Genomic DNA, 23,846 nt, shown 5'->3' on the forward strand with positions numbered 1-23,846 from the left:
TGGTTGCTGCTCTAAATTATGCGGTGTATGCTCTTGTTGAGTCATTATCTAGCTCCAATTATGCTATTGCACTATGGTGGGCAACAGTTCATAGATAGAGCATAATAGAATAAATTGCTAATCGCAGACCTTGAGCATCTATAGTGTCATTTTACTAAGTAAAGTGATAAAACTAATCTTTAAACTGCTGTTTTCTATGTAAACTAATATGCTTAGATAGAGAACGTACTTCATAGCCTAAGTCTTCTTTTTCCTGTTTAAAATGATCAATAATTTTTTCTGATGCTTTGTCATTTGAGTAAATAAACTTCCCGTCCTCATTTTTTTTGCTGAAATGTTGGTCATGGTACTCTAATGCTTTCTCTTTTGGTTTGCTATAGTTGGCGCCTTTCTGTGCACCTCCCTTTGCTCCAATGGTTTTATAGTTACGTGATAGAACTTCATCTTCTCTAAGATATTGTTCAACATCGATTTTAGTAGTTATATTTAGTCCCCCATAAATTAACATTGCTACTTCATGTTGCTTGCAGGATATATGATAGAACCCTATATCATAAGCCAAAATTGCCAACTGCCTATGTAGTATTACTCTAAAAATTTCTACTAAATCGTAATTTAGTAATCTGGCTCTTTCTTCTATCTTATTTTCGTCTAGAGCATCATTTAATAGAGGGTTGGTATCTATATCTGATGCAAATTTCCTATGTATATTTTTAAAGGCAGACATAGCAAACATATTAAGACTACACTCACAATCATAGTCACATTCGCATTGGAATCTATGGTCAAAGTCATTATCTGCTTTGTAGTCTAGTTGGGTGTAGGCGTGATATACATAGTCATAGATAGCAATTTCTACTTTACTCAGGAAATAGAGGTTGTTTTGAGACTGGACTTCACTACAGGATTTCTGTAAGAAAATTTGGCTAGCAATCATATCAATTGTAGGCATTGCTAAGTTGTTCTTAAAGGCTGTATCTAATAATTCATATTGACGCATCTCATCTTCTTCATAAGACATAACCATACCTCTACACGCTTAATTCAAATTAAATGCAATGCTTGCTTAAAAAATACTGAGTTACTATCGTTCGTGTAATCAACGTCAGCTTTACTCAAAGGCCTAATATTTCTTTAATCATCATACAATCACCCACCAAATTTAGCACAAAAAAAGCCAACCATTGAAAACAATGATTGGCTTTTCTCTATTGCTACTATGTTTGGTCGGAACGGCAGGATTTGAACCTGCGACCACTACACCCCCAGTGTAGTGCGCTACCAGACTGCGCTACGCCCCGAGTGACTGACTATTTTACGCAAAATTATGCATATTGCAAGGGCTATTTATATTAGCCAAAATCTACCACATTATTCTACGCATCACAGCCAGTATCTCAATTGCATAAGCTGCTTTAACCCAACAATTCTTTTAGAATTTGGTTCACTTGCTGCGGGTTAGCACTGCCGCGACTGGCTTTCATGACCTGACCGACCAGACCGTTAAAGGCTTTTTCTTTACCGCCGCGATATTCTTCTACCATGGCTTCGTTTTTTGCGATAACTTCTTCTACCATCGCTTTGATAGCGCCAGTATCGGTTTCTTGCTTGAGGCCTTTGTCTTTGATGATTTTATCTGCTGCATCATCACCATCGCCGCCTTCGCGCTCATATAGAGCACTAAAGACTTTCTTAGCCAATTTGCCGGATAGTGTGTCATCTTTGATACGCTTGAGCATACCAGCCAATTGCTTGGCACTGATAGGGGAGTCGACGATGTCTTTGTCATCTTTATTCAGTGCGCCGAGCAAGTCGCCCATGACCCAGTTGCCAGCCATTTTGGCATCTTGCTGACCGATTTCAACCACTACATCTTCGAAGTAGTCAGCAATTTGACGACTACCAGTCAAGATACGCGCATCATACTCTGATAGACCAAGCGCTTCTTCAAAGCGTGCGCGACGAGCCACAGGTAGCTCTGGCATCGCTGCTTTGATTGCATCGACCGTATGCTGCTCGATACGGACAGGTAGCAAGTCAGGATCAGGGAAATAGCGATAGTCGTTGGCGTCTTCTTTGGTACGCATGGTACGCGTTTCATCACGCTCTGGATCATATAGCATGGTTGCTTGTACGACCTTGCCACCATCTTCAATGATATCGATTTGACGCTCGATTTCACGGTTGATAGCACGTTCGATGAAACGGAACGAGTTGAGGTTTTTGAGCTCCGTACGTGTACCGAGATCAGCATCTGGCTTGCGTACAGAGACGTTACAGTCACAGCGGAATGAGCCTTCAGCCATTACGGCATCCGAGATACCTAGCCATGTCACTAGCTGATGGATGGCTTTAATATAAGCTAATGCTTCGTGAGCTGAGCGCATATCAGGCTCAGAGACGATTTCGATCAGTGGTGTACCTGCACGGTTCAAATCCACACCAGTCATACCATCGACTGCGTCATGTACTGATTTACCAGCATCTTCTTCTAAATGCGCGCGAGTAATACCCATACGTTTAGGATATTCGTTCTTTTCACCTTCGTTGACCACGACATCGATGTAACCCTCACCGACGATAGGGTTGGCCATCTGAGTGATTTGATAGCCTTTTGGCAGGTCAGGGTAAAAGTAGTTTTTACGGTCAAACGTGTTAAACAAACCCAGCTCAGCATTGACACCGATACCGAATTTTAGCGCGCGATCGACCACGCCAGCATTTAGCACTGGCAATACGCCAGGTAGACCTAAGTCAACGATACTGGCTTGGCTGTTTGGCTCATGACCAAAGTCAGTTGGCGCACCTGAGAAAATCTTACTTTCCGTATTTAGCTGACAGTGAATCTCGATACCGATGACCACTTCATAACCATCGACGAATAGCTCTTTACGGACGGCATTGTTATCAGTAGTAGCTGTACTCATTATACCGTCTCCTTTGCGACGAGTGATTGTTGTAGGTGATGGTCGGTATGCTGCTGGAACAGATGTGCAGTCGTGAGCAGTTGACTCTCTTGCCAGTGCTTACCGATTAATTGCAAGCCAATAGGTAGTCCTTCTTTCGTCAAACCAACTGGCTGACTGAGTGCAGGTAAACCTGCTAGGTTGACCGCGATGGTATACACGTCACCTAAATACATCGTTGCAGGATCTAGGTCTTCACTAAGCTTATAAGCTGCCGTTGGTGCAGTTGGGCTAGCAATCACATCACAGCTAGCAAACGCTTCATCGAAGTCTTTAACGATTAAGCGGCGGATTTTCTGTGCTTTGGTATAGTACGCATCGAAGTAACCAGCTGATAGGGCGTAAGTCCCTGTCAAGATACGGCGCTGTACTTCAGGGCCAAAGCCTTCAGAACGTGAGCGAGTATAGAGGTCGATCAGGTCGGTTGGGTTCTCACAGCGATAGCCAAAACGTACACCGTCGAAACGTGATAGGTTCGATGATGCTTCGGCAGGCGCTAGCATGTAGTAAGTGGCAAGTGTGATCTCAGGATCAGTGATGTTCACTTCTACGATTGTTGCGCCTAGCTCTTCGTATTTTTTGAGCGCAGAACGTGCTGCTTGCTCAACCTCGCTATCGAGCCCTGTACTAAAGTATTCTTTGGCCACACCAATACGAAGACCATCAAATGGCTTGTCACCAGCCGCAGCTTCGGCATCATTGATATCTTGTACGTAGTCAGGCATCTCATATTTAATAGAAGTTGCATCGCGTGGATCATGACCAATCATTGGCTGGAGCAGATAAGCACAATCTTTGGCGCTGCGTCCCATGCTACCCGCTTGGTCAAGACTTGAAGCGTAAGCAATCATACCAAAGCGTGACACACGGCCATAAGTAGGTTTGATACCCGTTAGGCCACAGAATGAAGCAGGCTGACGAATAGAGCCACCCGTATCACTACCAGTCGCAACAGGGACAAAACCAGCGGCAACGGCAGCAGCACTACCACCTGACGAGCCGCCAGGGACACGCTCTAGGTTCCAAGGGTTCTGTACGGTGCCGTAGTGTGAGCTACTATTGTCTGAGCCCATCGCAAACTCATCCATGTTGAGCTTGCCTAAGCTAATCATGCCTGCTTTGTCGATATTAGAGACGATGGTCGCGTCGTATGGTGAGACAAAATTATGTAGCATCTTTGAGCCACAAGTGGTCAGTACGCCTTGGGTGCAAAAGATGTCTTTGTGCGCCATTGGTACGCCAAGTAGCGGACGCTTGTCGCCTTGAGCACGCATCTCGTCTGCTGCTTTTGCTTGTGCGCGTGCTGTCTCAGAAGTATGAGTGATAAAGCTGTTTATCTTGCCGTCTAGCGCGTCGATACGCTTGATATAATGTTCGGTTAATTCCGCGCTGCTAAATTGTTTGTCTTGCAAGCCAGTAATGAGCTGCTCGGTACTTAATAAATGAAGTTCAGACATAAGGTGTCGTCCGTCAAAATGTTAATAGCATAAAATAAAATAGGGTAATGACAAATACGTGATAGTGTTATTTAAACACTATTATTCAATTACCTGCGGCACCAGATACAAACCTTCTTCTACGGCAGGTGCGACTGACTGATTACGCTCGCGATTGATATCGTGTTTTGCCACATCAGCACGCAATTCTTGGCATGCCTCATGGATATTCGCTAATGGCTTGATGTCTGTGGTATCAACGTTAGATAGCGTATTCATCAGTTTTAATACTTTACTGATATCATCAGCATAGCTATCGGCTGTGCTTTCATCGACACCTAAGCGCGCAAGGTTGGCAACTTCTAGGATTTCTTCACGGCTGACGTTGCTATCAGACGTTGTTGGCTGCTGAGACATAGTTTCTCCAGTTAAGGACAGTTTTTTAGAGTAGTTGGTTACGAAAACGAAAATACGTAAGCGCTAAAATAGAAACAAATAGTAAGTGGGCTTATTATAAAGCATCTGACTCAAGTTTACAGAGTATGACGCTTGATTGATGCACAATCCTAACCAAGCGGCTTAATTGACAAAGAAGTAGTATTAAATAGGATATAGTGCCAGCCAAGTCATAATGCCAATTAAAGTACAGTGTTTTACGTAGATATTTACATAGAATTGCAAAACTGACCCCTAATTCATCATTGTTCCTCAATTGCTCTCCAATTGGGCGTCAAAATACGTTACAGTATGCATCTGCTGTTAAGCAAAACATTCCTCTGCCTGTAGAGCTTTGTTAGTTATCAAATTAAACGTTATTTCATTGAGTTGAATGATATTTATTACTAATTCAAACTTTGTAACAACTTTTGGCGTCTAATACGAAAATCCTTACTTACTGATGCAAATATCTATGTTTTTTTTGAGCTAAATCGGTATAATTTAGCCCAGTTTTTCATTTCATCGCTATTGTTTGGATTTTAACTTGTTGGGATGATAACTGTTGCCACAAGTAATGTTTAACGACGACCTGCTCAATACTGACGAGTAACACCTCAGTCAATCTCATTCGCCTCATTCGTAAGACGCTGGATATATTAGTCATGAACCTGTTTGGATTTTTATCAAATAATATCGCTATCGACCTCGGTACTGCGAACACCCTAATTTTTATTCCTAATAAAGGCGTCGTACTTGACGAGCCTACGGTGGTCGCATTACGAAGCAATCGTACTCAAAACCCGACCGTCGCTGCTGTTGGTATTGATGCCAAGCAGATGCTAGGGCGTACGCCTGCGAACATCACAGCAATTCGCCCATTGAAAGACGGTGTGATTGCTGATTTTGAAGTGACGCAAAAAATGCTTAAGCACTTTATCGCTAAAGTAAAAGCCAAGCGTTTTATGGCGCAGCCTAACGTCGTGGTTTGTGTACCATGCAAGTCTACTTTGGTTGAGCGCAAGGCGATTCGTGAGGCAGTATCATCTGCAGGTGCGAGCAAGGTACTATTGCTAGAAGAGCCGATGGCTGCGGCTATTGGGGCTGGCATGCCTGTTCATGAAGCCAGTGGTTCTATGGTGGTTGATATTGGTGGCGGTACAACTGAGATTGCGGTTATCGCACTGTCTGGCTGTGTGTATTCTGAGTCGATTCGTATCGGTGGTGATATGTTTGATGAAGCTATCATTACCCATGTGCGCCGTACGCATGGCTGTGTCATCGGTGAAACAACCGCTGAGCGTATCAAAAAAGAAGTCGGCTCTGCATTGAATGAAGACAGTCAACTAGAAGTGGAAGTCCGTGGCCGCAGCATGGCAGAAGGTGTACCAAAGACCTTTACCGTCAATTCAGAAGAAGTACAAAAAGCGTTAACTGATCCATTGAGCGGTATTGTTAGCGCTGTAAAAGTAGCACTTGAACAGACACCACCAGAGTTGTCATCTGACATCGCTGAGCGCGGTATCGTATTGACAGGTGGCGGCGCACTATTACGTGACTTAGATAAACTTATCTCTCAAGAGACAGGTTTGCCAGTGACGGTAGCAGAAGACCCGTTAACTTGCGTTAGTCGCGGCGGTGGTATCGCACTTGACTTCATTAACAACAAAAGTTTGAACATGATTTTTGTCTAAATCATCTTTATCCCTAATTGTCATATTCTATTGGTAATAGATGATAATAATGATTTATGTGACTGATAGAGCTGTAAATATATAAAATTAAAGGTAGCCGATTGTGCTACCTTTAATTGCATTCAATTGTGCTAGAACCCAATATCCTCGATAAACACTCATACTGTAAATAAGTGCTATTGTTCCTTTTAGACCTCTCAAATCAGACGACTTATGATTCCAAGTATTTTTGCTCGCCAGCCTTTATCACTTCGTAAGACTGCTATTGTGTTGATAGTAGCCTTAGTTTTGATGTGGTTCGATAGCAAAAACTCCGAATGGTTTGAGCCAGTACGTAGCACCAGTCATGCCGCTATGCAGCCTATTTATGAGTTGTCTCTATTGCCAAGCTATGCCAAGCATTGGGCTGGTGGTAGTCTGCAATCAAAGGAAGCACTGCGCCGCGAAAATATGCAATTAAACTCACAACTGATACACGCGCAGGCCAAGCTACAACAGCAAGACTATATCTTGGCACAAAACGCACGCTTGCAAGGCATCTTATCTACTACTAAGCCAGAGCAATTTGATCTTAATTTGGCGCAAGTTATCGGTACAGATACTAACTTGCTCAGGCAGATTGTGGTGCTTAATAAAGGTGAGCAAGACGGTGTACAAGTTGGACAAACGGTTATCGATGAAGATGGTGTATTGGGACAGATTATTAATGTCTATCCTAATACTAGCCGTCTGTTATTAATTACAGATGAGCAGCAATCAGTTGCTGTCACGGTCAAACGTACAGGTCAGCGTGCCATCGTCACAGGTCAAGGTATTCCGTCTTCACTAAGCCTCGATTATGTTTTCAAAACATCAGATGTACGAGTAGGTGATGAGCTGGTGTCGTCAGGGTTGGGTGGTCGTATTCCGGCAGGCTATCGAGTAGGTCGCATTGCACATGTCAAAGACGAGCAAACCGATAACTTTAGAACGATCGAAGTCACTCCAGCGGCTAACTTTATTGATAATGCCTATGTTTTGATACTCCAAGACAAAGTATTGAATGAGAATAATACGTCTATTTTTCCATAGCTAATGGTGGCACTAGTCTCTACTCTCATTATCAAATAAATGGCTTATCAATACTTCAAAATTTTTCATTTACAGTGCTTCCCACTTATAGTATGCACCTTGTCAATACCCAATCAATACTATAATAGCAATCATCAAACACTCGCTAAGGTAAGTACCCATGTCGTATCCTGACTCTGAGAACTCAACGGTACTATTGATAGTTGTGATTGTTCTGAGTTTTATCGTGGCCTCATCACTCAATGTCTATCCATTAAGTCCTAGCATGGCAACACTGCGTCCCATGGTAATGATCATGGTGTTGATTTATTGGTTGTTATTTCAACCACGTTATGTTGGTATTTTTACTGCATTTACAGTTGGTCTGATTGCTGACTTACTGATGGATACACATTTAGGACAGCAAGCTTTTGCCGCTGTGGTTGTCGCATTGGTTATCAAAATTACCAGTATCTATGTGAGGCGGTTGAACACGATTAGCGCATGGTTGATTGCCAGTTTGGGGTTGATCGTCTTCCAGTTGATGCTATGGATACTACAGATGTTTATTCAAGGCGTCTTTGTCGCGCAGTCCTCTTTGTCGCTATTAATGAGTATTCTTAGCTGGCCGCTCGTGCTGTTTGCTTTACGCAAGTTTTCGCGTTAATGATCAATCATTATAGCTGCTGTTCAGATTAACGGCTTGTCTGATAGTCATACCGTATGACACATCCTAAATTTATAATTGAAGAGAATAACGATGGATATCATTTTAGCGTCGGGCTCTCCGCGTCGTCGTGAGTTACTGGAAAGAGCACAGTTAGACTTTACTATCTTAAGTGTAGATATCGATGAGACTCCGTTAGATAACGAGTTGCCAGCAAAATATATTGAACGTATGGTGGCAACCAAAGCTGATGCTGCGCTACAGAAATTAAGTGAGACGTTCCAAGCGGATCACGATAGTCTGACGTCACCGTTTATTATTTTGACTTCTGATACCATCGGCGTGCTGTCAGATGGCAAAACAGTACTAGTAAAGCCCTCCAATCGCGAGCATGCATATAGCATGTGGCAGCACATGTCTGATAATGTCCATGAAGTATGGACAGCAGTTCAAGCGACGCAAGTACAGCTATCACCTATAGCAGAACCAAGCACATCAAAAACTACAACGCCTTTCCAAATTATCAATCAACAGCGAATTACTGAGCGTACGGAAGTGACTTTTATACCATTGACGACACAAATGATGAGCGACTATTGGGATAGTGGTGAACCAGTTGATAAAGCAGGAGGGTATGGCATCCAAGGACTGGGCGCAGCCTGGGTCAGTCGTATCAATGGCAGTTATACCAGTGTTGTTGGTCTGCCATTAGCGCAAACACTAGCACTAATCAAAAAGATGACAAAAAATAGTGTCGACACTGTCAACTCGTAATATTTGGATGTGCACATAATGACACGGTAGGGTAATGGGCAAGAGCAAGTCGCATTTGTTACACTGTCAATCTAATAGGCGATGACCGTCTGATAAAAAAGCTGAGAGATAAGAGAAAAAACTATGTCCGAAGAGCTGCTGATTAATATTAGTCCAATGGAGTCGCGTGTTGCGGTTTTAGACAATGGTATTTTGGGCGAGATTTATATTGAACGACATCATAAATTGGGGTTGGTCGGCAATATCTATCTGGGGACGGTCGTACGTGTTTTGCCTGGTATGCAGGCAGCCTTTGTAGATATTGGTCAATCGCGGACCGCATTTCTACATGTCAATGATATGCAGCGTGAACCACGCCCAATTGTAGAAAAAAACAAAGCGGCTAAAATTACTAAGCATGAGATCAATGAGGACGATGCGACTACCAACGCTGCTGCTGACAGCTTGGCTGTGACACCGCCCATTGTTAGTGCGCAAAGTACAGAGATAGTACCAGCGTCTAAGACATTGATTCAGCATCGTCTGCATGAAAGCCAGCGCATTTTGGTACAGGTAACCAAAGATCAGTTAGGGAGCAAAGGCGCTCGTTTAACAACCAATATCTCCTTGCCATCGCGTTATCTAGTATATTTGCCATCGAGTGACCATATTGGTATCTCACAGCGGATCGACGGTGATGAAGAGCGTACCCGATTAAAGACAGAACTTAGTAGCCTAATGCAAACTGTCAATTTAAAGGGTGGTCTTATCGCCCGTACAGCGGCTGAGCGCGTCCCTGTCAATAAGCTAGAAGAGGACATCTATTATCTCTTGCAGCTGTGGCGTACTATCTGTGCTCGTCGCCAAGAGATTAATCACCATCAGAGCTCGGAGCTGATCTACCAAGAACTGTCGCTACCATTACGCTCTATACGTGATTTGGTTCACGCTGATACCGAAAAGGTCATTATTGATAATACGCAAACCTATGAGCAAGTAAGATACTTTGCCAAAGAGTTTGTTCCGTTTGTCTATGATCGAATCGTGCATTATACCGCAGAGCAATCATTGTTTGATGTACACCGTGTCGAGGACGACTTACGTGATGCATTAAAGCGCCGTGTCGATCTAAAATCTGGTGGTTATCTGATCATTGATCAGACAGAAGCAATGACTACGATTGATGTTAATACAGGGTCTTTTGTGGGTGGTCGCTCATTAGAGGATACGGTCTATAAGACCAATTTAGAAGCCACACATGCTATCGCCCGTCAGCTGCGCCTACGCAATCTAGGCGGCATTATTATTCTAGACTTTATCGATATGCTAGAACAACAGCATAAAGACGACGTGTTAGAGAGCTTGCAAGCACAGTTGACCCAAGACTACGCAAAAACTAAGATTACGCAAGTTAGCGAACTTGGATTAGTAGAGATGACACGTAAGCGCACGCGTGAATCTTTAGGTCAGCAGCTTTGTGAACCGTGCTCAACTTGTCAAGGTCGCGGGTTTGTCAAAACAGCGGAGACAGTTTGTTTTGAGATTTTCCGAGAAATCATGCGTTGTGCTCGCACTTATAATTCACCCAAAAAGTTCACGGTAGTGGCCCATGCGGCAGTCATTGATTTACTACTCACTTCAGAGTCAGACACGGTAGCTGATCTGGAGTACCTGTTAGGCAGAGTGATTACTTTTGATGTAGAAAACCTGTATACCCAAGAACAGTATGATATTGTTTTAGATTAACTTTATTTAAAATAGATAATAATTTTCGATAAAAATATCTATATGATTAGAGGCTAATTAAAAAGTGAGTGTCTTTAATCACGCTGGAGATTGCTCTTGCAATACCTAAAATACTATGTATAATATACCCCACTGAATTATATATGCGCAGCTGACTAGAAAGGCTGGCGCTATGACAGCTAGAGCATCGTTTCTAGCACTATTTCATTATGCCTTTGCTGCTTTCCAATATATAGGAGGGTCGGCGGGGCTTTAAACTATTTTGCTTTTGGCACGCTATAAGTTCGGATAAAGAACTCATTCTGGTTAAGAACAGAAGGCCGCTTTAAGTGAATATTTAACCAAACTGCTTTTGATCATAGTCTTGCGATGCAAGAATGGCGAAAGCACATATTAGGAGCTTGCTGGCATGGCTAACCAGAGAATCCGTATCCGTCTTAAGTCTTTTGATCATCGTCTGATTGATCAATCTGCACAAGAGATTGTTGATACTGCAAAGCGCACCGGTGCGCAAGTTTGTGGTCCTGTACCGTTGCCGACTCGCATTGAGCGCTTCAACGTTCTAACCTCACCACACGTTAACAAAGACGCTCGTGACCAGTACGAAATCCGTACTCATAAGCGTATGGTTGATATCGTTCAGCCAACTGACAAAACTGTGGATGCGCTAATGAAATTAGATTTAGCGGCGGGTGTTGACGTTCAAATTGCTTTGGGTTAATGCACATTAAACACCCAACCCATTAATATAAGATATAAAGAGGTCTAAAATGGCGATCGGTTTAGTCGGTAAAAAGTGCGGCATGACCCGTGTCTTCACTGAAACAGGCGCATCTATCCCTGTAACAGTTGTTGAGGTCGATGCAAACCGCATTACTCAAGTAAAAAATACTGATGTAGATGGTTATCAAGCCATCCAAATTACCACAGGTACTCGTCGTGACAGCCGTGTAACAGCTGCACAAAAGGGTCACTTCGCTAAAGCTGGTGTTAAAGCTGGCCGTGGTGTTTGGGAATTCCGTGCTAACGAAAGCGATCTTGAAGGTCGTGAGATTGGTGGCGAGATTCTAGCTGACTTGTTCGAACAAGGTCAGATTGTTGATGTGACAGGAAACAGCAAAGGTAAAGGTTTCCAGGGTCCTGTTAAGCGTCACAACTTTAGTATGCAAGATGCTACTCATGGTAACTCAGTGTCTCATCGTGCGCATGGTTCAACTGGTCAAAACCAGTCACCAGGTAAAGTATTCAAGGGCAAGAAGATGGCGGGTCAGATGGGTAACAAACGTGTTACCGTTCAGGGCCTAGAAGTGATTTCGGTTGATGCCGAAAAAGGGTTACTTGTCATCAAGGGTGCTATCCCAGGTGCCACCGGTGGCGATGTTATCGTACGTCCGTCAGTCAAAGCCTAAGCAAGGGGATTAACGTGGATTTAAAAACAGTTACAGGTGCGGCGGTTGAGCTTTCTGATACGGCATTTGGTCGTGAATTCAACGAAGCACTAGTGCATCAAGTCGTCACCGCTTATTTAGCTGGTGCTCGCCAAGGTACACGCGCACAAAAAACACGTGCCGAAGTTTCTGGCGGTGGTATTAAGCCATGGCGCCAAAAAGGTACTGGTCGCGCTCGTGCGGGTTCTATTCGTAGCCCAATCTGGCGTTCAGGTGGTCGCGCATTCGCTGCAAAACCACAAGATTGGTCACAGAAAGTAAACCGTAAAATGTATCGCGGTGCGATGCAGTGCATCCTAGCAGAATTGATTCGCCAAGAGCGTTTGATTTTGGTAGAAGAGTTGAGCGTTTCTGGGCCGAAAACCAAAGAACTGATTGCTAAGTTGAATGATTTGAAGGCACCTCGTGCGCTTATCGTTACTAAAGAAGTTGAAGAAAACTTATACTTAGCTGCTCGCAACATTCCACATGTCAATGTACTTGGTACAAACGAAGTGGACCCAGTGAGCTTGATCGCATTTGATAAAGTGATCATGTCAGTTGAAGCTGCGAAACAATTTGAGGAAGCACTAGCATGAATAACGCAAGACTTTATCAGGTCTTAAGAGGGCCTGTATTCTCAGAAAAATCTCAAATGCTTGGCGACTCACTTGGTGTGCAGGTATTTAAAATTGATTCTAATGCTACTAAGCTTGAAGTCAAAAAAGCAGTTGAGTTGATGTTTGAAGGTGTTGAAGTTACTAAAGTAAACACTTTGAATGTTAAAGGTAAGACAAAGCGTTTTGGTAAAAGCATCGGCCGTCGTAACGACTACAAAAAAGCCTATGTTACCTTAAAAGCTGGTCAAGATGTACAAATGGCTGATGCTGGTGAAGACGTAGCGAATACTACTGATTCTACTAGTGAAACAGCGAATAACGAATAAGGATTACACTCATGCCTATCGTAAGAGCAAAGCCAACATCACCAGGCCGTCGTTTTGTTGAAAAAGTAGTGCATCCACACCTTTATAAAGGTCGTCCGTATGCAGCGCTTCTAGAATCAAAAAGCAAGTCAGGTGGTCGTAATAACAATGGCCGCATTACTACTCGTCACATTGGCGGTGGTCATAAGCAACATTATCGCGTTATCGATTTCAAACGTACTAAAGACAATATCCCAGCAACGGTAGAGCGTATTGAATACGATCCTAACCGTACTGCTCATATTGCTCTACTTAAGTATGCTGATGGCGAACGTCGTTATATTATCGCTGCTAAGAAACAAGTAGTTGGCGATACAGTAATGTCAGGCGAGACTTCTCCAATTCGTCCAGGTAACTGCTTACCGCTAAAAAACATCCCATTGGGTACTGTGATTCACAATATCGAACTTAAAATCGGTAAAGGTGCACAGATGGCTCGTTCTGCGGGTGCTAGCGTTCAGTTACTAGGTCGTGACGGTGTATATGCTATTTTACGTATGCGTTCTGGCGAAACTCGCCGTGTACACGTAAATTGCCGTGCTGTTATCGGTGAAGTTTCTAACACTGAAAACAACTTGAAATCACTTGGTAAAGCCGGTGCTTCACGTTGGCGTGGTGTTCGTCCTTCTGTTCGTGGTGTCGCTATGAACCCGGTTGATCACCCACACGGTGGTGGTGAAGGTCGTAACAAAGGTCGCCATCCAACCAGCCCTTGGGGTCAGAAGTCTAAAGGACTTAAAACGCGTAGTAATAAGCGTACTGACAACATGATCATCCGCCGTCGCGCCAAGAAGAAATAAAGGAAGAATTTCATGCCTCGTTCATTGAAAAAAGGTCCATTCATAGACGCGCACTTATTTGCTAAAGTTGAGAATGCATTAGACACCAACTCACGCAAGCCAATTAAGACTTGGTCGCGCCGCTCGATGATTCTGCCACAAATGGTTGGCCTAACTTTGTCTGTTCACAACGGCCGTACTCATGTACCGGTTATCGTGAGCGAGCAGATGGTTGGTCATAAACTAGGTGAATTTGCCCCGACTCGTACGTATCGTGGTCACGGCATTGACAAAAAAGCTAAGAGATAAGGTGCTTACCATGGAAGTAACTGCAAAATTACGCGGTGCCGCCATATCGGCACAAAAAGTTAGACTCGTTGCTGATGAAGTTCGTGGCAAATCTATTGAGCGTGCTTTGGATATCCTAACGTATAGCAATAAAAAAGGCGCTGTGTTTGTTAAGAAATGTCTTAACTCAGCCATCGCTAATGCCGAACATAATCACGGCTTAGATATTGACGACCTAAAAGTCGCTACTATCTATGTTGATGAAGGCATCACGCTAAAACGTATCCTACCACGTGCCAAAGGCCGTGCTGATCGTATCAGCAAGCGTACTTGTCACATCACTATAAAGGTAGGAGAATAAGTTATGGGTCAAAAAGTACATCCAATCGGAATTCGTCTTGGTGTTGTAAAAAAGCATAACGCAAACTGGTATGCTAACCCTAAACAATACTCAGAATACCTAATCAACGACATTCAAGTTCGTGAATATCTACGCAAAAAGCTAGATAACGCTATGATCAGCAACATCATGATTGAGCGTCCTACTGGCGCTGCTAAGATTACCATCGCCACTGCGCGTCCTGGTATTGTTATCGGTAAAAAAGGCGAAGATATCGAAAGACTTCAAAAAGAATTGACCAAAATTATGGGCGTACCTGCTCAGGTCAACATTGAAGAAATCACATCACCTGATCTTGATGCACGTTTGGTAGCAGACGGTATTGGTAGCCAACTTGAGCGTCGTGTTATGTTCCGTCGTGCGATGAAACGCGCCGTACAGAACAGCATGCGTTCTGGTGCTAAAGGTATCAAGGTTGAGCTGTCTGGCCGTCTAGGCGGTGCTGAGATTGCTCGTAGCGAATGGTACCGTGAAGGTCGTGTGCCATTGCATACACTCCGTGCTGATATTGACTACTCGTCAATTCGTGCAGAGACAACTTACGGCACCATCGGTGTTAAAGTTTGGATTTTCCGTGGCGAAATCCTTGACGGTATGAACAGCGTATATAATCCCGTCAAAGAAGAGCAGACTCGTGCGCCAAAACGCCGTGGTCGTGGAAACCGTCGAAACTCAGACAGAGGTTAAACTATGTTACAGCCAAAACGTACCAAGTTTCGTAAAATGCACAAAGGTCGTAACACTGGGCTAGCTCATCGTGGAAGCACCGTTGCATTCGGACAAATTGGTCTAAAATCTTTGACGCGTGGTCGTATGACAGCTCGTCAAATCGAAGCAGCACGTCGTACCATCACTCGTAAAATTAAGCGTGGCGGTAAGATTTGGATTCGTGTATTCCCAGACAAGCCAATTACCAACAAACCATTAGAAGTACGTATGGGTAAAGGTAAAGGTCCTGTTGAGTATTGGGTATGCGAAATCAAACCTGGTAAAGTGCTATATGAAATTGAAGGGGTATCTGAAGAGCTTGCTCGTGATGCTTTAACGCTCGCTGCAGCAAAATTGCCCTTTAAAACTACCATTGTTAAGCGGACGATAATGTAATGAAGATCAGTGAATTACGTGATAAATCATTAGAAGAACTGACCCAGTTACTTGATGAAAAGCAACTTGATGCTTTCCGTATTCGTATGGCTAAAGCAACTGGTCAGTTGGGTAATACCCATGAAGTTAGAGCCAATCGTCGCACGATTGCCCAGCTTCAGACTTTGATTAACGAGAAACAACGAGGCGACTCATGAGCGATAACAATCAAACAGCTACCAATGCTAGCGTATTGACAGGACGAGTTGTCAGCGACAAGATGGACAAGTCCATCACGGTTTTGATTGAGCGTCTGGTTCGTCATCCTTTGTATGGTAAACAGCTTCGTCGTTCTACGAAAATCAAAGCACATGATGAGAATAATGTTTGCCAACAAGGCGACCTTGTCCGCATCAAAGAAACGCGTCCAATCTCAAAAACTAAGTCTTGGACTTTAGTCGATGTGGTTGAAAAAGTAGAAAAAATCTAAGTAAATTGCATTAAAAGCCAGAAGCTGTTAAAATAGCCGCCTTTTTAGGGATGCTGATTGCGCCGAGCGTATATCACTCACATTAAGAGTAAGTGGCGGTTATTTATATCAAAATGCCGTCTACTCATACTGTGCTAGCGGCAGCAACTGGTTTTTATTGCTCATACGTGTGGAGTAACGCTATGATTCAGGTTGAGTCAATGCTGGAAGTTGCAGACAATAGCGGTGCAAGGCGAGTTCAGTGCATTAAAGTACTGGGTGGTTCTCATCGTCGTTATGCATCAGTTGGCGACATTATTAAAGTAACGGTTAAAGAAGCCATTCCTCGTGGTCGTGTTAAAAAAGGCGACGTGATGAATGCAGTAGTTGTACGTACCAAGAAAGGCGTTCGTCGTCCTGATGGTTCTGTGTTACGTTTTGATGACAATGCTGCGGTATTGTTGAACCAAAACAAAGCGCCGATTGCAACTCGTATTTTTGGACCGGTAACTCGTGAACTACGTGGTGATCAGTTTATGAAAATTGTATCACTAGCACCAGAAGTATTGTGAGGTAATCCATGTCAAAATTACGTAAAGGCGATACAGTTATCGTGATTGCTGGGAAAGACAAAGGCAAACAAGGTACTGTACAAGCTGTAAAAAACGATCGTATTAAAGTTGAAGGCGTTAATATTGTTACTAAACATCAGAAGCCAAATCAGGCTACTGGCGTTGAAGGTGGCATCGTTAAGCAAGAAGCTTTTCTGCATATCTCAAATGTCGCAATCTTAAATGCGCAAACCCAAAAAGCAGACCGTATTACTTATCAGTTTGGCGAAGACGGCAAGAAACAACGCGTCTATCGTTCAAACGGTGAAGTAGTGGCGACTGCGTAAGACACTAAGGGTGTAATGGTAATGGCAAGATTAAAATCTTTATATAACGATAAATTGAAACAGCAAATCAAAGAAGAGCTTGGTTTGGACAACGTGATGCAAGTGCCTAAAATCACTAAAATCACACTTAATATGGGTGTAGGCGGCGCGTCTCAAGACAAGAAATTGCTTGAAGGTGCTGTAGCTGATATGACTGCAATTGCTGGTCAGAAACCTGTAGTCACAAAAGCGCGTAAATCTGTTGCTGGCTTCAAAATTCGTGAAGAATGGCCAATTGGCTGTAAAGTAACGCTACGCGGTGAGCAAATGTACGAATTTTTAGATCGTCTCGTTGCCATTGCAATTCCTCGTATTCGTGATTTCCGCGGTTTTTCACCTAAAGCCTTTGACGGACGTGGTAACTACTCATTGGGTATTAAAGAACAAATCGTATTCCCAGAAGTAGATTTTGACAAGATTGACCGTATCCGTGGTATGGATGTGACAATCACCACGTCAGCTCAATCTGATGAAGAAGGTCGTGCGTTGCTTAAAGCATTCGGCTTCCCATTTAAATAAGGTAAAGACGTTATGGCAAAGAAGAGCATGATTAACCGCGAATTAAAGCGCGAAAAAATGGTTGCTAAATATGCTGAAAAGCGTATCAAGCTAAAAGAAACTATCAGTGATATGACTGCAAGTGACGAAGCTCGTATGGAAGCGATGTTAGAGCTACAAGCTCTTCCACGTAATTCATCACCAGTACGTCTGCGTAATCGTTGTGCTATCACCGGTCGTCCTCACGGTTACTTCCGCAAGTTTGGCTTATCACGCAATATGCTGCGTGAGCGTGTCATGCAAGGCGATGTGCCTGGTGTTCGTAAAGCAAGCTGGTAAGGAGTAACTATATGAGTATGCAAGATACCGTTGGGGATATGCTAACCCGTATTCGTAACGCACAAATGGCTAACAAAGTATCGGTAGCAATGCCGAGCTCTAAATTACGTAAATCAATTGCTGATTTACTAGTTAGCGAAGGTTATGTGGCTAGCGCTGTTGTTGCTGAAGAAGAAAACAACAAAGCAACCCTTACTATTGAATTGAAATATTTCGAAGGCCGTGCTGTCATCGAAACTATCCAACGTTATAGCCGTCCTGGTTTACGCCAGTTCCGCGGTAAAGACGCTATCCCTACTGTTAAGCAAGGTATGGGTGTTGCTATCGTATCTACTAGCCAAGGTATCATGAGCGATCGTGCTGCACGCGCTGCTGGTATCGGTGGTGAAATCGTTGCATTTGTTGCCTAATTTGCATTTATTGCTTCAGGTAATATGACGATAAAGTCTATTTGTTTCTCCCTAAAGTTATACTAATTTATTATTAATCAGTATAGCTTTAAGATCTAAGTATTTGATGTTAATAAAATTAAATGATGCTTAATGAGAACAACTATGCTAAACTAGCAGGCTTTTTAGCCTGTTAGTTTTTTCGCTAATATAAAGAAGTTAAATTTTTTAAGGAATATTCCTATGTCTCGTGTGGCTAAAGCCCCAGTGACGCTGCCAAACGGCGTAAGCGTTACTTTGAACGATCGGCAGGTCGAAGTTAAAGGCAAGAACGGTACTATGTCTTTACGCCTGCATGAATTGGTCGAGCTGAAACAGGAAGATGATGCTATCATTTTCTCACCTACAGTCGATTCAAAAGAAGCTATGATGCACACTGGCACCATGCGCGCTCTTGTTAACAACTATGTTACTGGCGTAAACGAAGGCTTTGAAAAACGTCTTCAATTGATTGGTGTTGGTTATCGCGCGCAAGTTACTGGTAGCAAAGTAACCTTGAATGTTGGTTATTCTCATCCAGTAGAATATACGTTACCTGAAGGTGTATCAGCTGAAACCCCAACGCAAACTGAAATTGTTTTAAAATCAAACAATAAACAGCAGCTTGGTCAAGCAGCGGCTAACATCCGTGGTTTCCGCCCACCTGAGCCTTATAAAGGTAAAGGTATTCGTTATAGTGACGAGCATGTGATTCGCAAAGAAGCTAAGAAAAAATAAGGTGAGTTGAAATGTTTGATAAAAAAGCAGCTCGTCTGCGTCGAGCTAAGAAAACACGCGCACATATCCGTTTCTTAGGCGTTCATCGCTTAACGGTTAACCGCACGTCAAAACATATTTATGCCCAGATTATCTCTCCAAATGGTGGTGAAGTGATTGCTCAGGCATCTACCTTAGACAGCAGCTTGCGTTCAGGCGCGACTGGTAATGCTGATTCAGCAACGTCTGTAGGCCAAATGATCGCAGAACGCGCAAAAGCAGCTGGCATTACTAAAGTTGCCTTTGACCGTAGTGGTTTTAAATATCATGGTCGAGTTAAAGCTTTAGCAGAAGCTGCTCGCGAAAACGGATTGGAGTTTTAATCATGGCTAGAAATGATAAAAATGATAAAAATGAACAGACTGACGGTCTAGTAGAACGCTTAGTTACCGTTGATCGCGTAGCGAAAGTTGTTAAAGGTGGTCGTATTTTCTCTTTCACTGCATTGACTGTAGTGGGTGATGGCAACGGTCGTGTAGGTTTTGGTCGCGGTAAAGCACGTGAAGTGCCAGCTGCTATCCAAAAAGCACTAGAAGCTGCTAAACGTAATATGATTACTGTTGAGCTAAATGATGCAACTTTGCATCATCCGATCAAAGCACGTCATGGTGCTAGTAAAGTCTACATGCAACCTGCATCTGAAGGTACCGGCGTTATCGCTGGTGGCGCAATGCGTGCTGTATTGGAAGTTGCTGGTGTCAAAGATGTTTTGACTAAATGTTATGGTTCTACCAATACTGCTAACGTTGTTCGTGCAACGTTTAACGGTTTACGTGATATGTCAACTCCAGAAAAGATGGCAGCTAAACGTGGTAAATCTGTAGACGAAATCTTGGGTTAACTTAGACTAGGTGAGTTACGATGAAAAAAATGAAAGTCACTCAATTTAAATCGGGTGCCCATCGCCTAAAGAGCCACAAAGCGAGCTTGAAAGGATTGGGTTTACGCCGTATTAATCATACTGTAGTAGTAGAAGATACTCCTTCGACTCGTGGTATGGTAAATCGCGTTAACTACATGGTAAAAGTGGAGGAAGCGTAATGGGTCTTAGATTAAATGAATTATCACCAGGTGTTGGCGCGAAAAAAACTGCCCAACGTCGTGGTCGTGGTATCGGTTCAGGTCTTGGTAAGACTGGTGGTCGTGGTGTGAAAGGTCAGAAATCTCGTTCAGGTTCTAGCGTACGCTCAGGATTTGAAGGTGGTCAAATGCCTTTATATCGTCGTCTACCAAAATTTGGTTTTACCAGTAAACTGGCTATGAAGACTGCAGAAGTACGTCTTTCTGAACTGAATAAAGTTGAAGGTGATGTAGTTAGCCTTGAAACACTTAAAGCTGCTAACCTTATTCGTCACGATATGACACGTGCTCGTGTAATGCTATCAGGCGAAGTTACTAAAGCTTATACTTTTAAAGGTATTAAAGTGACTAAAGGTGCTAAGCAAGCTATCGAAGCTGCTGGTGGTAGCATCGAGGAGTAGTAACGTGTCAAAACAATCAATGTCATCGGCTGGTATACCGCTTAATCCATTTGCATTTATACGTAAGTATGATGAGCTATGGACGCGTTTATTATTCTTAATCGGCGCATTGATTGTTTATCGTTTAGGGTCACATATTCCAGTTCCGGGTATTAACCCAGTTAACTTGGCTGATCTGTTTTCGCGCAACGAAAACACCATTTTGAGTATGTTTAACATGTTCTCAGGTGGTGCACTAGAGCGTATGTCCATCATGGCACTTGGCATTATGCCATATATCTCAGCATCAATTATTGTACAGATGATGTCTGCAGTAGTGCCATCGCTTGAAGCCCTCAAAAAAGAAGGTGAAGCGGGACGACGCAAGCTAAACAAGTATACCCGTCAGGGAACGCTTGCTTTAGCACTAGTACAGTCATTAGGAATGTGTGCCGGGTTAATCAGTCAAAACCTTACTTTATCTACTGGTCTTACTTTTTATATTCCAGCTGTTACTTCTTTGGTAGCAGGCGCAATGTTCTTAATGTGGCTCGGTGAGCAGATTACAGAGCGTGGCGTAGGTAATGGTATTTCAATGCTCATTTTTGCGAGTATTGTGGCTGGTACGCCAGGTATGATTTCGCAGTCTATCGAACAGGTCAATCAAGGTCAGATGAACTTGATTGTGCTATTTATTTTTGTACTGCTAGGTATCGCGGTTACTGCAGGTATCGTTTATATTGAACGTGCTCAGCGCCGTGTTCCTGTTAACTACGCGCAAAAACAGCAACAAGGTCGCAAAATTTATGCTCAGCAGCAGTCACATTTGCCGCTTAAGCTAAATATGGCAGGGGTTATCCCAGCTATTTTTGCAAGTTCTCTATTGTTGTTTCCCGCAAGTTTAGGGCAGTGGGTTGGTCAATCGACTGATCCCACCTTCGTACAAAAAATACTTCAAAATATGGCATTAGTGTTGTCTCCAGGGCAACCGCTATATTTGGTACTGTTTGGCGCAATGATTATCTTCTTCTGTTATTTTTATACGGCATTGGTATTTAGTCCGCGTGAAGTAGCAGAAAACCTTAAACGTAGTGGTGCGTATATCCCAGGTATTCGCCCAGGACAACAAACTCAGCGTTACCTCGATCATGTATTAAACCGACTGACCTTTATTGGCGCGATGTATATGACGGTTATTTGTTTAATGCCAATGGTCGTCCAGTCATCGTTTGGTGTGCCGTTTCAACTCGGTGGTACGTCTTTACTGATTATGGTGGTTGTGGTAATGGATTTCATTTCGCAGATTCAAGCGCATTTGATGACCCATCAATATCATGATCAGACGTTAATTCAATCGCCCACTCAACCTTAAATGAGCGGTACGATATTTCAAGGAGCATGCTATGAAAGTTCAAGCATCAGTTAAAAAGATTTGTGGTAGCTGTAAAGTTGTGCGCCGTAAAGGCCGTGTACATATTATTTGTACAGCAGAACCTCGCCACAAGCAACGTCAAGGTTAATATTTAGTATTAGAAAACCATTAGGTTTCATTACTAATTAAATTAATACTTGAAAAATAACGGCGGATGCGATATCATCCGCCACTTGCCGTGTTTATACAAAATCTTTTATAATAGAATCGATGAGCAGACTTATAGTCACAACATCGAGACTGGCTATAAAAGCTCTAGTATTAACAGCAACAAATCTGAAGAGTAAAGCCTTATCGTTAGATAACGCTTATTTTTCTTTAATGGAGAGAAATCAATGGCTCGTATTGCCGGCGTAAACATTCCGGATAATAAGCATGCTGTTATTTCACTAACTTACATCTTTGGTGTAGGTCGTACGACTGCTCAGAAAATCTTAGAAGCAGTTGATATTGCCCCTACTACTAAAGTTAGTCAGTTAGATGATACACAGTTAGATGCTATCCGTGCACAAGTTGCAAACTACATGACTGAAGGTGACCTTCGTCGTGAAGTTTCAATGAACATCAAGCGTTTAGTTGATCTTGGTTGTTACCGTGGCATCCGTCATCGTCGTAACCTACCAGTTAGAGGTCAGAACACCAAGAACAACGCTCGTACTCGTAAGGGTCCGACACGCCCTCTCAAAAGATAATTAACTTAGGAAGCTAAAAGATGGCAAAAGACACTCGTAGTCGCAAAAAGGTGACTCGTCGTTCAGTATCGGAGGGCATTGCCCATATCCATGCGTCTTTTAATAACACCATTGTTACGATTACCGATCGTCAAGGTAATGCATTGGCTTGGGCCACTTCAGGTGGACAAGGCTTCCGTGGTTCACGTAAATCTACACCATTTGCAGCTCAGGTTGCAGCTGAAGTCGCTGGTAAAGCGGCCCAAGAATATGGTGTTAAGAATATCGATGTTTTGGTCAAAGGACCAGGACCGGGTCGTGAGTCTGCGGTAAGAGCACTAGGTGCATTGGGTTATAAAGTTAACAGCATCTCTGATGTAACCCCAATCCCACACAATGGTTGCCGTGCGCCGAAAAAGCGCCGCGTCTAATATTAAAGACGAAGCTTTTTATATTAAAAGCTTATAGGAGACATAACAATGGCCCGCTATATTGGACCAAAACTGAAATTATCACGTCGTGAAGGTACGGATTTAGGCCTTAAGTCTGGCGTTAAACCGTATGACGTAAAAACGAAAAAAGCTGGTCGTCCACCAGGTCAACATGGCGTAAGCCGTAACAAGACCTCAGAATATGCTCTACAGTTGCGTGAAAAGCAAAAAGTTAAGCGTATTTATGGTGTACTAGAGCGTCAATTCGCTAACTACTATAAAGAAGCTGCTCGTAAGCGTGGTGCTACTGGTGAAAACCTACTAGCAATGCTTGAGAGTCGTCTAGATAACGTTGTATATCGCATGGGCTTTGGCTCAACTCGCGCAGAAGCACGTCAGCTAGTTAGTCATCGTACTATTATGGTAAAAAAAGCTGGCCGTGATGAGTTTGTTCGCGTGAACATTCCTTCAATTCAGCTTCAAGATGGTGATGTCATCGCTATCCAAGAGAAATCTCGCGAACAGCTACGTATTAAAAACGCTATCGAATTAGCGACACAACGTGGTATTCCAGAATGGCTTGATGTTGACCACAGCAAATTGCAAGGCACGTTTAAACATGCGCCTGATCGTATTGATCTACCTGCTGAAATCAACGAAAGCTTGATCGTTGAGCTATACTCTAAGTAATGACG

At 43.2% G+C, this 23,846-nt stretch carries 35 protein-coding genes and 1 tRNA gene; 31 read left to right on the forward strand and 5 right to left on the reverse strand.

What is annotated here, in order from left to right; all coding sequences use genetic code 11:
- Nucleotides 1–172: 172 nt before the first annotated feature.
- The 5 genes from ACT3QN_RS09300 to gatC all read right to left on the reverse strand — a co-directional run bounded on the left by ACT3QN_RS09300 (nt 173) and on the right by gatC (nt 4,819).
- Nucleotides 173–1,021, reverse strand: a complete 849-nt coding sequence (locus ACT3QN_RS09300) for a hypothetical protein (protein ID WP_444529174.1) — start codon at nt 1,019–1,021, stop codon at nt 173–175.
- Between the two features lie 203 nt (nt 1,022–1,224).
- Nucleotides 1,225–1,301, reverse strand: a tRNA-Pro gene (locus tag ACT3QN_RS09305).
- A 114-nt stretch (nt 1,302–1,415) separates the two neighbouring features.
- Complete coding sequence (gene gatB, locus ACT3QN_RS09310) at nt 1,416–2,927, reverse strand: Asp-tRNA(Asn)/Glu-tRNA(Gln) amidotransferase subunit GatB (RefSeq protein WP_444529175.1); 1,512 nt, start codon at nt 2,925–2,927, stop codon at nt 1,416–1,418.
- The gene (gatA, locus tag ACT3QN_RS09315) at nt 2,927–4,423 is read right to left on the reverse strand and encodes an Asp-tRNA(Asn)/Glu-tRNA(Gln) amidotransferase subunit GatA (RefSeq protein ID WP_444529176.1); all 1,497 of its coding nucleotides are present in this window, start codon (nt 4,421–4,423) and stop codon (nt 2,927–2,929) included. The genes gatB and gatA overlap by 1 nt, the downstream gene beginning before the upstream one ends.
- Nucleotides 4,424–4,504: 81 nt before the next feature.
- Nucleotides 4,505–4,819 (reverse strand): Asp-tRNA(Asn)/Glu-tRNA(Gln) amidotransferase subunit GatC, encoded by a 315-nt coding sequence (gene gatC, locus ACT3QN_RS09320; RefSeq protein ID WP_201569441.1) that lies wholly within the window; start codon nt 4,817–4,819, stop codon nt 4,505–4,507.
- 674 nt (nt 4,820–5,493) lie between these two features.
- Between gatC and ACT3QN_RS09325 the strand changes: the two genes are divergently transcribed.
- The 31 genes from ACT3QN_RS09325 (at nt 5,494) to rpsD (ending at nt 23,841) form a co-directional block, all read left to right on the forward strand.
- A complete protein-coding gene (locus ACT3QN_RS09325) occupies nt 5,494–6,531 on the forward strand; it encodes a rod shape-determining protein (protein ID WP_444521394.1) in 1,038 nt (345 codons plus the stop codon).
- 213 nt (nt 6,532–6,744) lie between these two features.
- Nucleotides 6,745–7,602 carry a rod shape-determining protein MreC gene (mreC, locus tag ACT3QN_RS09330; RefSeq protein WP_444521367.1) on the forward strand — a complete coding sequence of 286 codons (858 nt, stop codon included), beginning with the start codon at nt 6,745–6,747 and terminating at the stop codon, nt 7,600–7,602.
- 160 nt (nt 7,603–7,762) lie between these two features.
- Complete coding sequence (mreD, locus tag ACT3QN_RS09335; protein WP_444529177.1) at nt 7,763–8,248, forward strand: rod shape-determining protein MreD; 486 nt, start codon at nt 7,763–7,765, stop codon at nt 8,246–8,248.
- A gap of 93 nt (nt 8,249–8,341) precedes the next feature.
- Nucleotides 8,342–9,022 carry a Maf family protein gene (locus tag ACT3QN_RS09340; protein ID WP_444529178.1) on the forward strand — a complete coding sequence of 227 codons (681 nt, stop codon included), beginning with the start codon at nt 8,342–8,344 and terminating at the stop codon, nt 9,020–9,022.
- Nucleotides 9,023–9,145: 123 nt separating this feature from the next.
- Nucleotides 9,146–10,747, forward strand: a complete 1,602-nt coding sequence (locus ACT3QN_RS09345) for an Rne/Rng family ribonuclease (RefSeq protein ID WP_444529179.1) — start codon at nt 9,146–9,148, stop codon at nt 10,745–10,747.
- A gap of 409 nt (nt 10,748–11,156) precedes the next feature.
- Nucleotides 11,157–11,468, forward strand: coding sequence for a 30S ribosomal protein S10 (gene rpsJ / locus ACT3QN_RS09350; protein ID WP_010196670.1), 312 nt, complete (start codon nt 11,157–11,159; stop codon nt 11,466–11,468).
- Nucleotides 11,469–11,517: 49 nt separating this feature from the next.
- Nucleotides 11,518–12,156, forward strand: coding sequence for a 50S ribosomal protein L3 (gene rplC, locus ACT3QN_RS09355; RefSeq protein ID WP_444521371.1), 639 nt, complete (start codon nt 11,518–11,520; stop codon nt 12,154–12,156).
- 14 nt (nt 12,157–12,170) lie between these two features.
- Nucleotides 12,171–12,773, forward strand: a complete 603-nt coding sequence (gene rplD, locus ACT3QN_RS09360; protein WP_444529180.1) for a 50S ribosomal protein L4 — start codon at nt 12,171–12,173, stop codon at nt 12,771–12,773.
- The gene (gene rplW / locus ACT3QN_RS09365; protein WP_444521373.1) at nt 12,770–13,120 is read left to right on the forward strand and encodes a 50S ribosomal protein L23; all 351 of its coding nucleotides are present in this window, start codon (nt 12,770–12,772) and stop codon (nt 13,118–13,120) included. Before rplD ends, rplW begins: the two co-directional genes overlap by 4 nt.
- An 11-nt stretch (nt 13,121–13,131) precedes the next feature.
- Nucleotides 13,132–13,959 carry a 50S ribosomal protein L2 gene (gene rplB, locus ACT3QN_RS09370; protein ID WP_444521374.1) on the forward strand — a complete coding sequence of 276 codons (828 nt, stop codon included), beginning with the start codon at nt 13,132–13,134 and terminating at the stop codon, nt 13,957–13,959.
- A 12-nt stretch (nt 13,960–13,971) separates the two neighbouring features.
- The gene (gene rpsS, locus ACT3QN_RS09375) at nt 13,972–14,247 is read left to right on the forward strand and encodes a 30S ribosomal protein S19 (protein ID WP_010196682.1); all 276 of its coding nucleotides are present in this window, start codon (nt 13,972–13,974) and stop codon (nt 14,245–14,247) included.
- A gap of 10 nt (nt 14,248–14,257) precedes the next feature.
- Nucleotides 14,258–14,587 carry a 50S ribosomal protein L22 gene (gene rplV / locus ACT3QN_RS09380; protein WP_021813373.1) on the forward strand — a complete coding sequence of 110 codons (330 nt, stop codon included), beginning with the start codon at nt 14,258–14,260 and terminating at the stop codon, nt 14,585–14,587.
- A gap of 3 nt (nt 14,588–14,590) precedes the next feature.
- On the forward strand, nt 14,591–15,313 hold the full coding sequence (gene rpsC, locus ACT3QN_RS09385) for a 30S ribosomal protein S3 (RefSeq protein WP_057758704.1): 723 nt from the start codon (nt 14,591–14,593) through the stop codon (nt 15,311–15,313).
- 3 nt (nt 15,314–15,316) lie between these two features.
- Nucleotides 15,317–15,730 carry a 50S ribosomal protein L16 gene (rplP, locus tag ACT3QN_RS09390; protein WP_025644399.1) on the forward strand — a complete coding sequence of 138 codons (414 nt, stop codon included), beginning with the start codon at nt 15,317–15,319 and terminating at the stop codon, nt 15,728–15,730.
- A complete protein-coding gene (rpmC, locus tag ACT3QN_RS09395) occupies nt 15,730–15,927 on the forward strand; it encodes a 50S ribosomal protein L29 (RefSeq protein WP_025644397.1) in 198 nt (65 codons plus the stop codon). The genes rplP and rpmC overlap by 1 nt, the downstream gene beginning before the upstream one ends.
- Nucleotides 15,924–16,199: a 30S ribosomal protein S17 gene (rpsQ, locus tag ACT3QN_RS09400; protein WP_021813375.1), complete on the forward strand. Its 276-nt coding sequence runs from the start codon at nt 15,924–15,926 to the stop codon at nt 16,197–16,199. The genes rpmC and rpsQ overlap by 4 nt, the downstream gene beginning before the upstream one ends.
- A 182-nt stretch (nt 16,200–16,381) precedes the next feature.
- The gene (rplN, locus tag ACT3QN_RS09405; protein WP_010196702.1) at nt 16,382–16,750 is read left to right on the forward strand and encodes a 50S ribosomal protein L14; all 369 of its coding nucleotides are present in this window, start codon (nt 16,382–16,384) and stop codon (nt 16,748–16,750) included.
- 8 nt (nt 16,751–16,758) lie between these two features.
- Nucleotides 16,759–17,076: a 50S ribosomal protein L24 gene (gene rplX / locus ACT3QN_RS09410; protein ID WP_444522822.1), complete on the forward strand. Its 318-nt coding sequence runs from the start codon at nt 16,759–16,761 to the stop codon at nt 17,074–17,076.
- Between the two features lie 21 nt (nt 17,077–17,097).
- Nucleotides 17,098–17,634, forward strand: coding sequence for a 50S ribosomal protein L5 (rplE, locus tag ACT3QN_RS09415; protein WP_444522821.1), 537 nt, complete (start codon nt 17,098–17,100; stop codon nt 17,632–17,634).
- A 12-nt stretch (nt 17,635–17,646) separates the two neighbouring features.
- Nucleotides 17,647–17,952 carry a 30S ribosomal protein S14 gene (gene rpsN, locus ACT3QN_RS09420; RefSeq protein ID WP_193006033.1) on the forward strand — a complete coding sequence of 102 codons (306 nt, stop codon included), beginning with the start codon at nt 17,647–17,649 and terminating at the stop codon, nt 17,950–17,952.
- Between the two features lie 11 nt (nt 17,953–17,963).
- Nucleotides 17,964–18,362: a 30S ribosomal protein S8 gene (gene rpsH, locus ACT3QN_RS09425; protein ID WP_101204864.1), complete on the forward strand. Its 399-nt coding sequence runs from the start codon at nt 17,964–17,966 to the stop codon at nt 18,360–18,362.
- 222 nt (nt 18,363–18,584) lie between these two features.
- Nucleotides 18,585–19,118, forward strand: coding sequence for a 50S ribosomal protein L6 (gene rplF / locus ACT3QN_RS09430; RefSeq protein WP_444521377.1), 534 nt, complete (start codon nt 18,585–18,587; stop codon nt 19,116–19,118).
- Nucleotides 19,119–19,129: 11 nt separating this feature from the next.
- Nucleotides 19,130–19,480 carry a 50S ribosomal protein L18 gene (gene rplR, locus ACT3QN_RS09435; protein ID WP_057758713.1) on the forward strand — a complete coding sequence of 117 codons (351 nt, stop codon included), beginning with the start codon at nt 19,130–19,132 and terminating at the stop codon, nt 19,478–19,480.
- Between the two features lie 2 nt (nt 19,481–19,482).
- Entirely contained in the window at nt 19,483–19,998 is a 516-nt protein-coding gene (gene rpsE / locus ACT3QN_RS09440) for a 30S ribosomal protein S5 (RefSeq protein ID WP_057758716.1), read from the forward strand.
- Nucleotides 19,999–20,018: 20 nt separating this feature from the next.
- A complete protein-coding gene (rpmD, locus tag ACT3QN_RS09445; protein WP_057758718.1) occupies nt 20,019–20,198 on the forward strand; it encodes a 50S ribosomal protein L30 in 180 nt (59 codons plus the stop codon).
- The gene (gene rplO / locus ACT3QN_RS09450) at nt 20,198–20,638 is read left to right on the forward strand and encodes a 50S ribosomal protein L15 (RefSeq protein ID WP_444521379.1); all 441 of its coding nucleotides are present in this window, start codon (nt 20,198–20,200) and stop codon (nt 20,636–20,638) included. The genes rpmD and rplO overlap by 1 nt, the downstream gene beginning before the upstream one ends.
- A gap of 19 nt (nt 20,639–20,657) precedes the next feature.
- A complete protein-coding gene (gene secY, locus ACT3QN_RS09455; RefSeq protein ID WP_444522862.1) occupies nt 20,658–21,989 on the forward strand; it encodes a preprotein translocase subunit SecY in 1,332 nt (443 codons plus the stop codon).
- Nucleotides 21,990–22,020: 31 nt separating this feature from the next.
- Entirely contained in the window at nt 22,021–22,137 is a 117-nt protein-coding gene (gene rpmJ / locus ACT3QN_RS09460; RefSeq protein ID WP_010196721.1) for a 50S ribosomal protein L36, read from the forward strand.
- Nucleotides 22,138–22,384: 247 nt separating this feature from the next.
- Entirely contained in the window at nt 22,385–22,741 is a 357-nt protein-coding gene (gene rpsM / locus ACT3QN_RS09465; RefSeq protein WP_444521380.1) for a 30S ribosomal protein S13, read from the forward strand.
- 20 nt (nt 22,742–22,761) lie between these two features.
- Nucleotides 22,762–23,151, forward strand: coding sequence for a 30S ribosomal protein S11 (rpsK, locus tag ACT3QN_RS09470; protein WP_045454458.1), 390 nt, complete (start codon nt 22,762–22,764; stop codon nt 23,149–23,151).
- 48 nt (nt 23,152–23,199) lie between these two features.
- The gene (gene rpsD / locus ACT3QN_RS09475; RefSeq protein WP_444521381.1) at nt 23,200–23,841 is read left to right on the forward strand and encodes a 30S ribosomal protein S4; all 642 of its coding nucleotides are present in this window, start codon (nt 23,200–23,202) and stop codon (nt 23,839–23,841) included.
- Nucleotides 23,842–23,846 lie beyond the last annotated feature (5 nt).

It is taken from the genome of Psychrobacter sp. AOP7-C1-14 (genome assembly GCF_052376135.1).
In the GTDB taxonomy this organism is placed as follows: Bacteria; Pseudomonadota; Gammaproteobacteria; order Pseudomonadales; family Moraxellaceae; genus Psychrobacter.

Bases quoted from the DNA above. Each gene is read 5' to 3' on its own strand.
- rpsM (WP_444521380.1), top strand. From the start codon at position 22,385: ATGGCTCGTATTGCCGGCGTAAACATTCCGGATAATAAGCATGCTGTT.
- rpsK (WP_045454458.1), top strand. From the start codon at position 22,762: ATGGCAAAAGACACTCGTAGTCGCAAAAAGGTGACTCGTCGTTCAGTA.
- gatC (WP_201569441.1), bottom strand. From the start codon at position 4,819: ATGTCTCAGCAGCCAACAACGTCTGATAGCAACGTCAGCCGTGAAGAA.
- mreD (WP_444529177.1), top strand. From the start codon at position 7,763: ATGTCGTATCCTGACTCTGAGAACTCAACGGTACTATTGATAGTTGTG.
- ACT3QN_RS09300 (WP_444529174.1), bottom strand. From the start codon at position 1,021: ATGTCTTATGAAGAAGATGAGATGCGTCAATATGAATTATTAGATACA.
- gatB (WP_444529175.1), bottom strand. From the start codon at position 2,927: ATGAGTACAGCTACTACTGATAACAATGCCGTCCGTAAAGAGCTATTC.
- rplC (WP_444521371.1), top strand. From the start codon at position 11,518: ATGGCGATCGGTTTAGTCGGTAAAAAGTGCGGCATGACCCGTGTCTTC.
- rplV (WP_021813373.1), top strand. From the start codon at position 14,258: ATGGAAGTAACTGCAAAATTACGCGGTGCCGCCATATCGGCACAAAAA.
- rpsQ (WP_021813375.1), top strand. From the start codon at position 15,924: ATGAGCGATAACAATCAAACAGCTACCAATGCTAGCGTATTGACAGGA.
- rpsN (WP_193006033.1), top strand. From the start codon at position 17,647: ATGGCAAAGAAGAGCATGATTAACCGCGAATTAAAGCGCGAAAAAATG.
- rplW (WP_444521373.1), top strand. From the start codon at position 12,770: ATGAATAACGCAAGACTTTATCAGGTCTTAAGAGGGCCTGTATTCTCA.
- rpsS (WP_010196682.1), top strand. From the start codon at position 13,972: ATGCCTCGTTCATTGAAAAAAGGTCCATTCATAGACGCGCACTTATTT.
- rplO (WP_444521379.1), top strand. From the start codon at position 20,198: ATGGGTCTTAGATTAAATGAATTATCACCAGGTGTTGGCGCGAAAAAA.
- rpmJ (WP_010196721.1), top strand. From the start codon at position 22,021: ATGAAAGTTCAAGCATCAGTTAAAAAGATTTGTGGTAGCTGTAAAGTT.
- gatA (WP_444529176.1), bottom strand. From the start codon at position 4,423: ATGTCTGAACTTCATTTATTAAGTACCGAGCAGCTCATTACTGGCTTG.
- secY (WP_444522862.1), top strand. From the start codon at position 20,658: ATGTCATCGGCTGGTATACCGCTTAATCCATTTGCATTTATACGTAAG.
- rplF (WP_444521377.1), top strand. From the start codon at position 18,585: ATGTCTCGTGTGGCTAAAGCCCCAGTGACGCTGCCAAACGGCGTAAGC.
- rpmC (WP_025644397.1), top strand. From the start codon at position 15,730: ATGAAGATCAGTGAATTACGTGATAAATCATTAGAAGAACTGACCCAG.
- ACT3QN_RS09340 (WP_444529178.1), top strand. From the start codon at position 8,342: ATGGATATCATTTTAGCGTCGGGCTCTCCGCGTCGTCGTGAGTTACTG.
- rpsH (WP_101204864.1), top strand. From the start codon at position 17,964: ATGAGTATGCAAGATACCGTTGGGGATATGCTAACCCGTATTCGTAAC.
- mreC (WP_444521367.1), top strand. From the start codon at position 6,745: ATGATTCCAAGTATTTTTGCTCGCCAGCCTTTATCACTTCGTAAGACT.
- rpmD (WP_057758718.1), top strand. From the start codon at position 20,019: ATGAAAAAAATGAAAGTCACTCAATTTAAATCGGGTGCCCATCGCCTA.
- rplP (WP_025644399.1), top strand. From the start codon at position 15,317: ATGTTACAGCCAAAACGTACCAAGTTTCGTAAAATGCACAAAGGTCGT.
- rplE (WP_444522821.1), top strand. From the start codon at position 17,098: ATGGCAAGATTAAAATCTTTATATAACGATAAATTGAAACAGCAAATC.
- rpsC (WP_057758704.1), top strand. From the start codon at position 14,591: ATGGGTCAAAAAGTACATCCAATCGGAATTCGTCTTGGTGTTGTAAAA.
- rplN (WP_010196702.1), top strand. From the start codon at position 16,382: ATGATTCAGGTTGAGTCAATGCTGGAAGTTGCAGACAATAGCGGTGCA.
- rpsD (WP_444521381.1), top strand. From the start codon at position 23,200: ATGGCCCGCTATATTGGACCAAAACTGAAATTATCACGTCGTGAAGGT.
- rplX (WP_444522822.1), top strand. From the start codon at position 16,759: ATGTCAAAATTACGTAAAGGCGATACAGTTATCGTGATTGCTGGGAAA.
- rplR (WP_057758713.1), top strand. From the start codon at position 19,130: ATGTTTGATAAAAAAGCAGCTCGTCTGCGTCGAGCTAAGAAAACACGC.
- rpsE (WP_057758716.1), top strand. From the start codon at position 19,483: ATGGCTAGAAATGATAAAAATGATAAAAATGAACAGACTGACGGTCTA.
- rplB (WP_444521374.1), top strand. From the start codon at position 13,132: ATGCCTATCGTAAGAGCAAAGCCAACATCACCAGGCCGTCGTTTTGTT.
- ACT3QN_RS09345 (WP_444529179.1), top strand. From the start codon at position 9,146: ATGTCCGAAGAGCTGCTGATTAATATTAGTCCAATGGAGTCGCGTGTT.
- rpsJ (WP_010196670.1), top strand. From the start codon at position 11,157: ATGGCTAACCAGAGAATCCGTATCCGTCTTAAGTCTTTTGATCATCGT.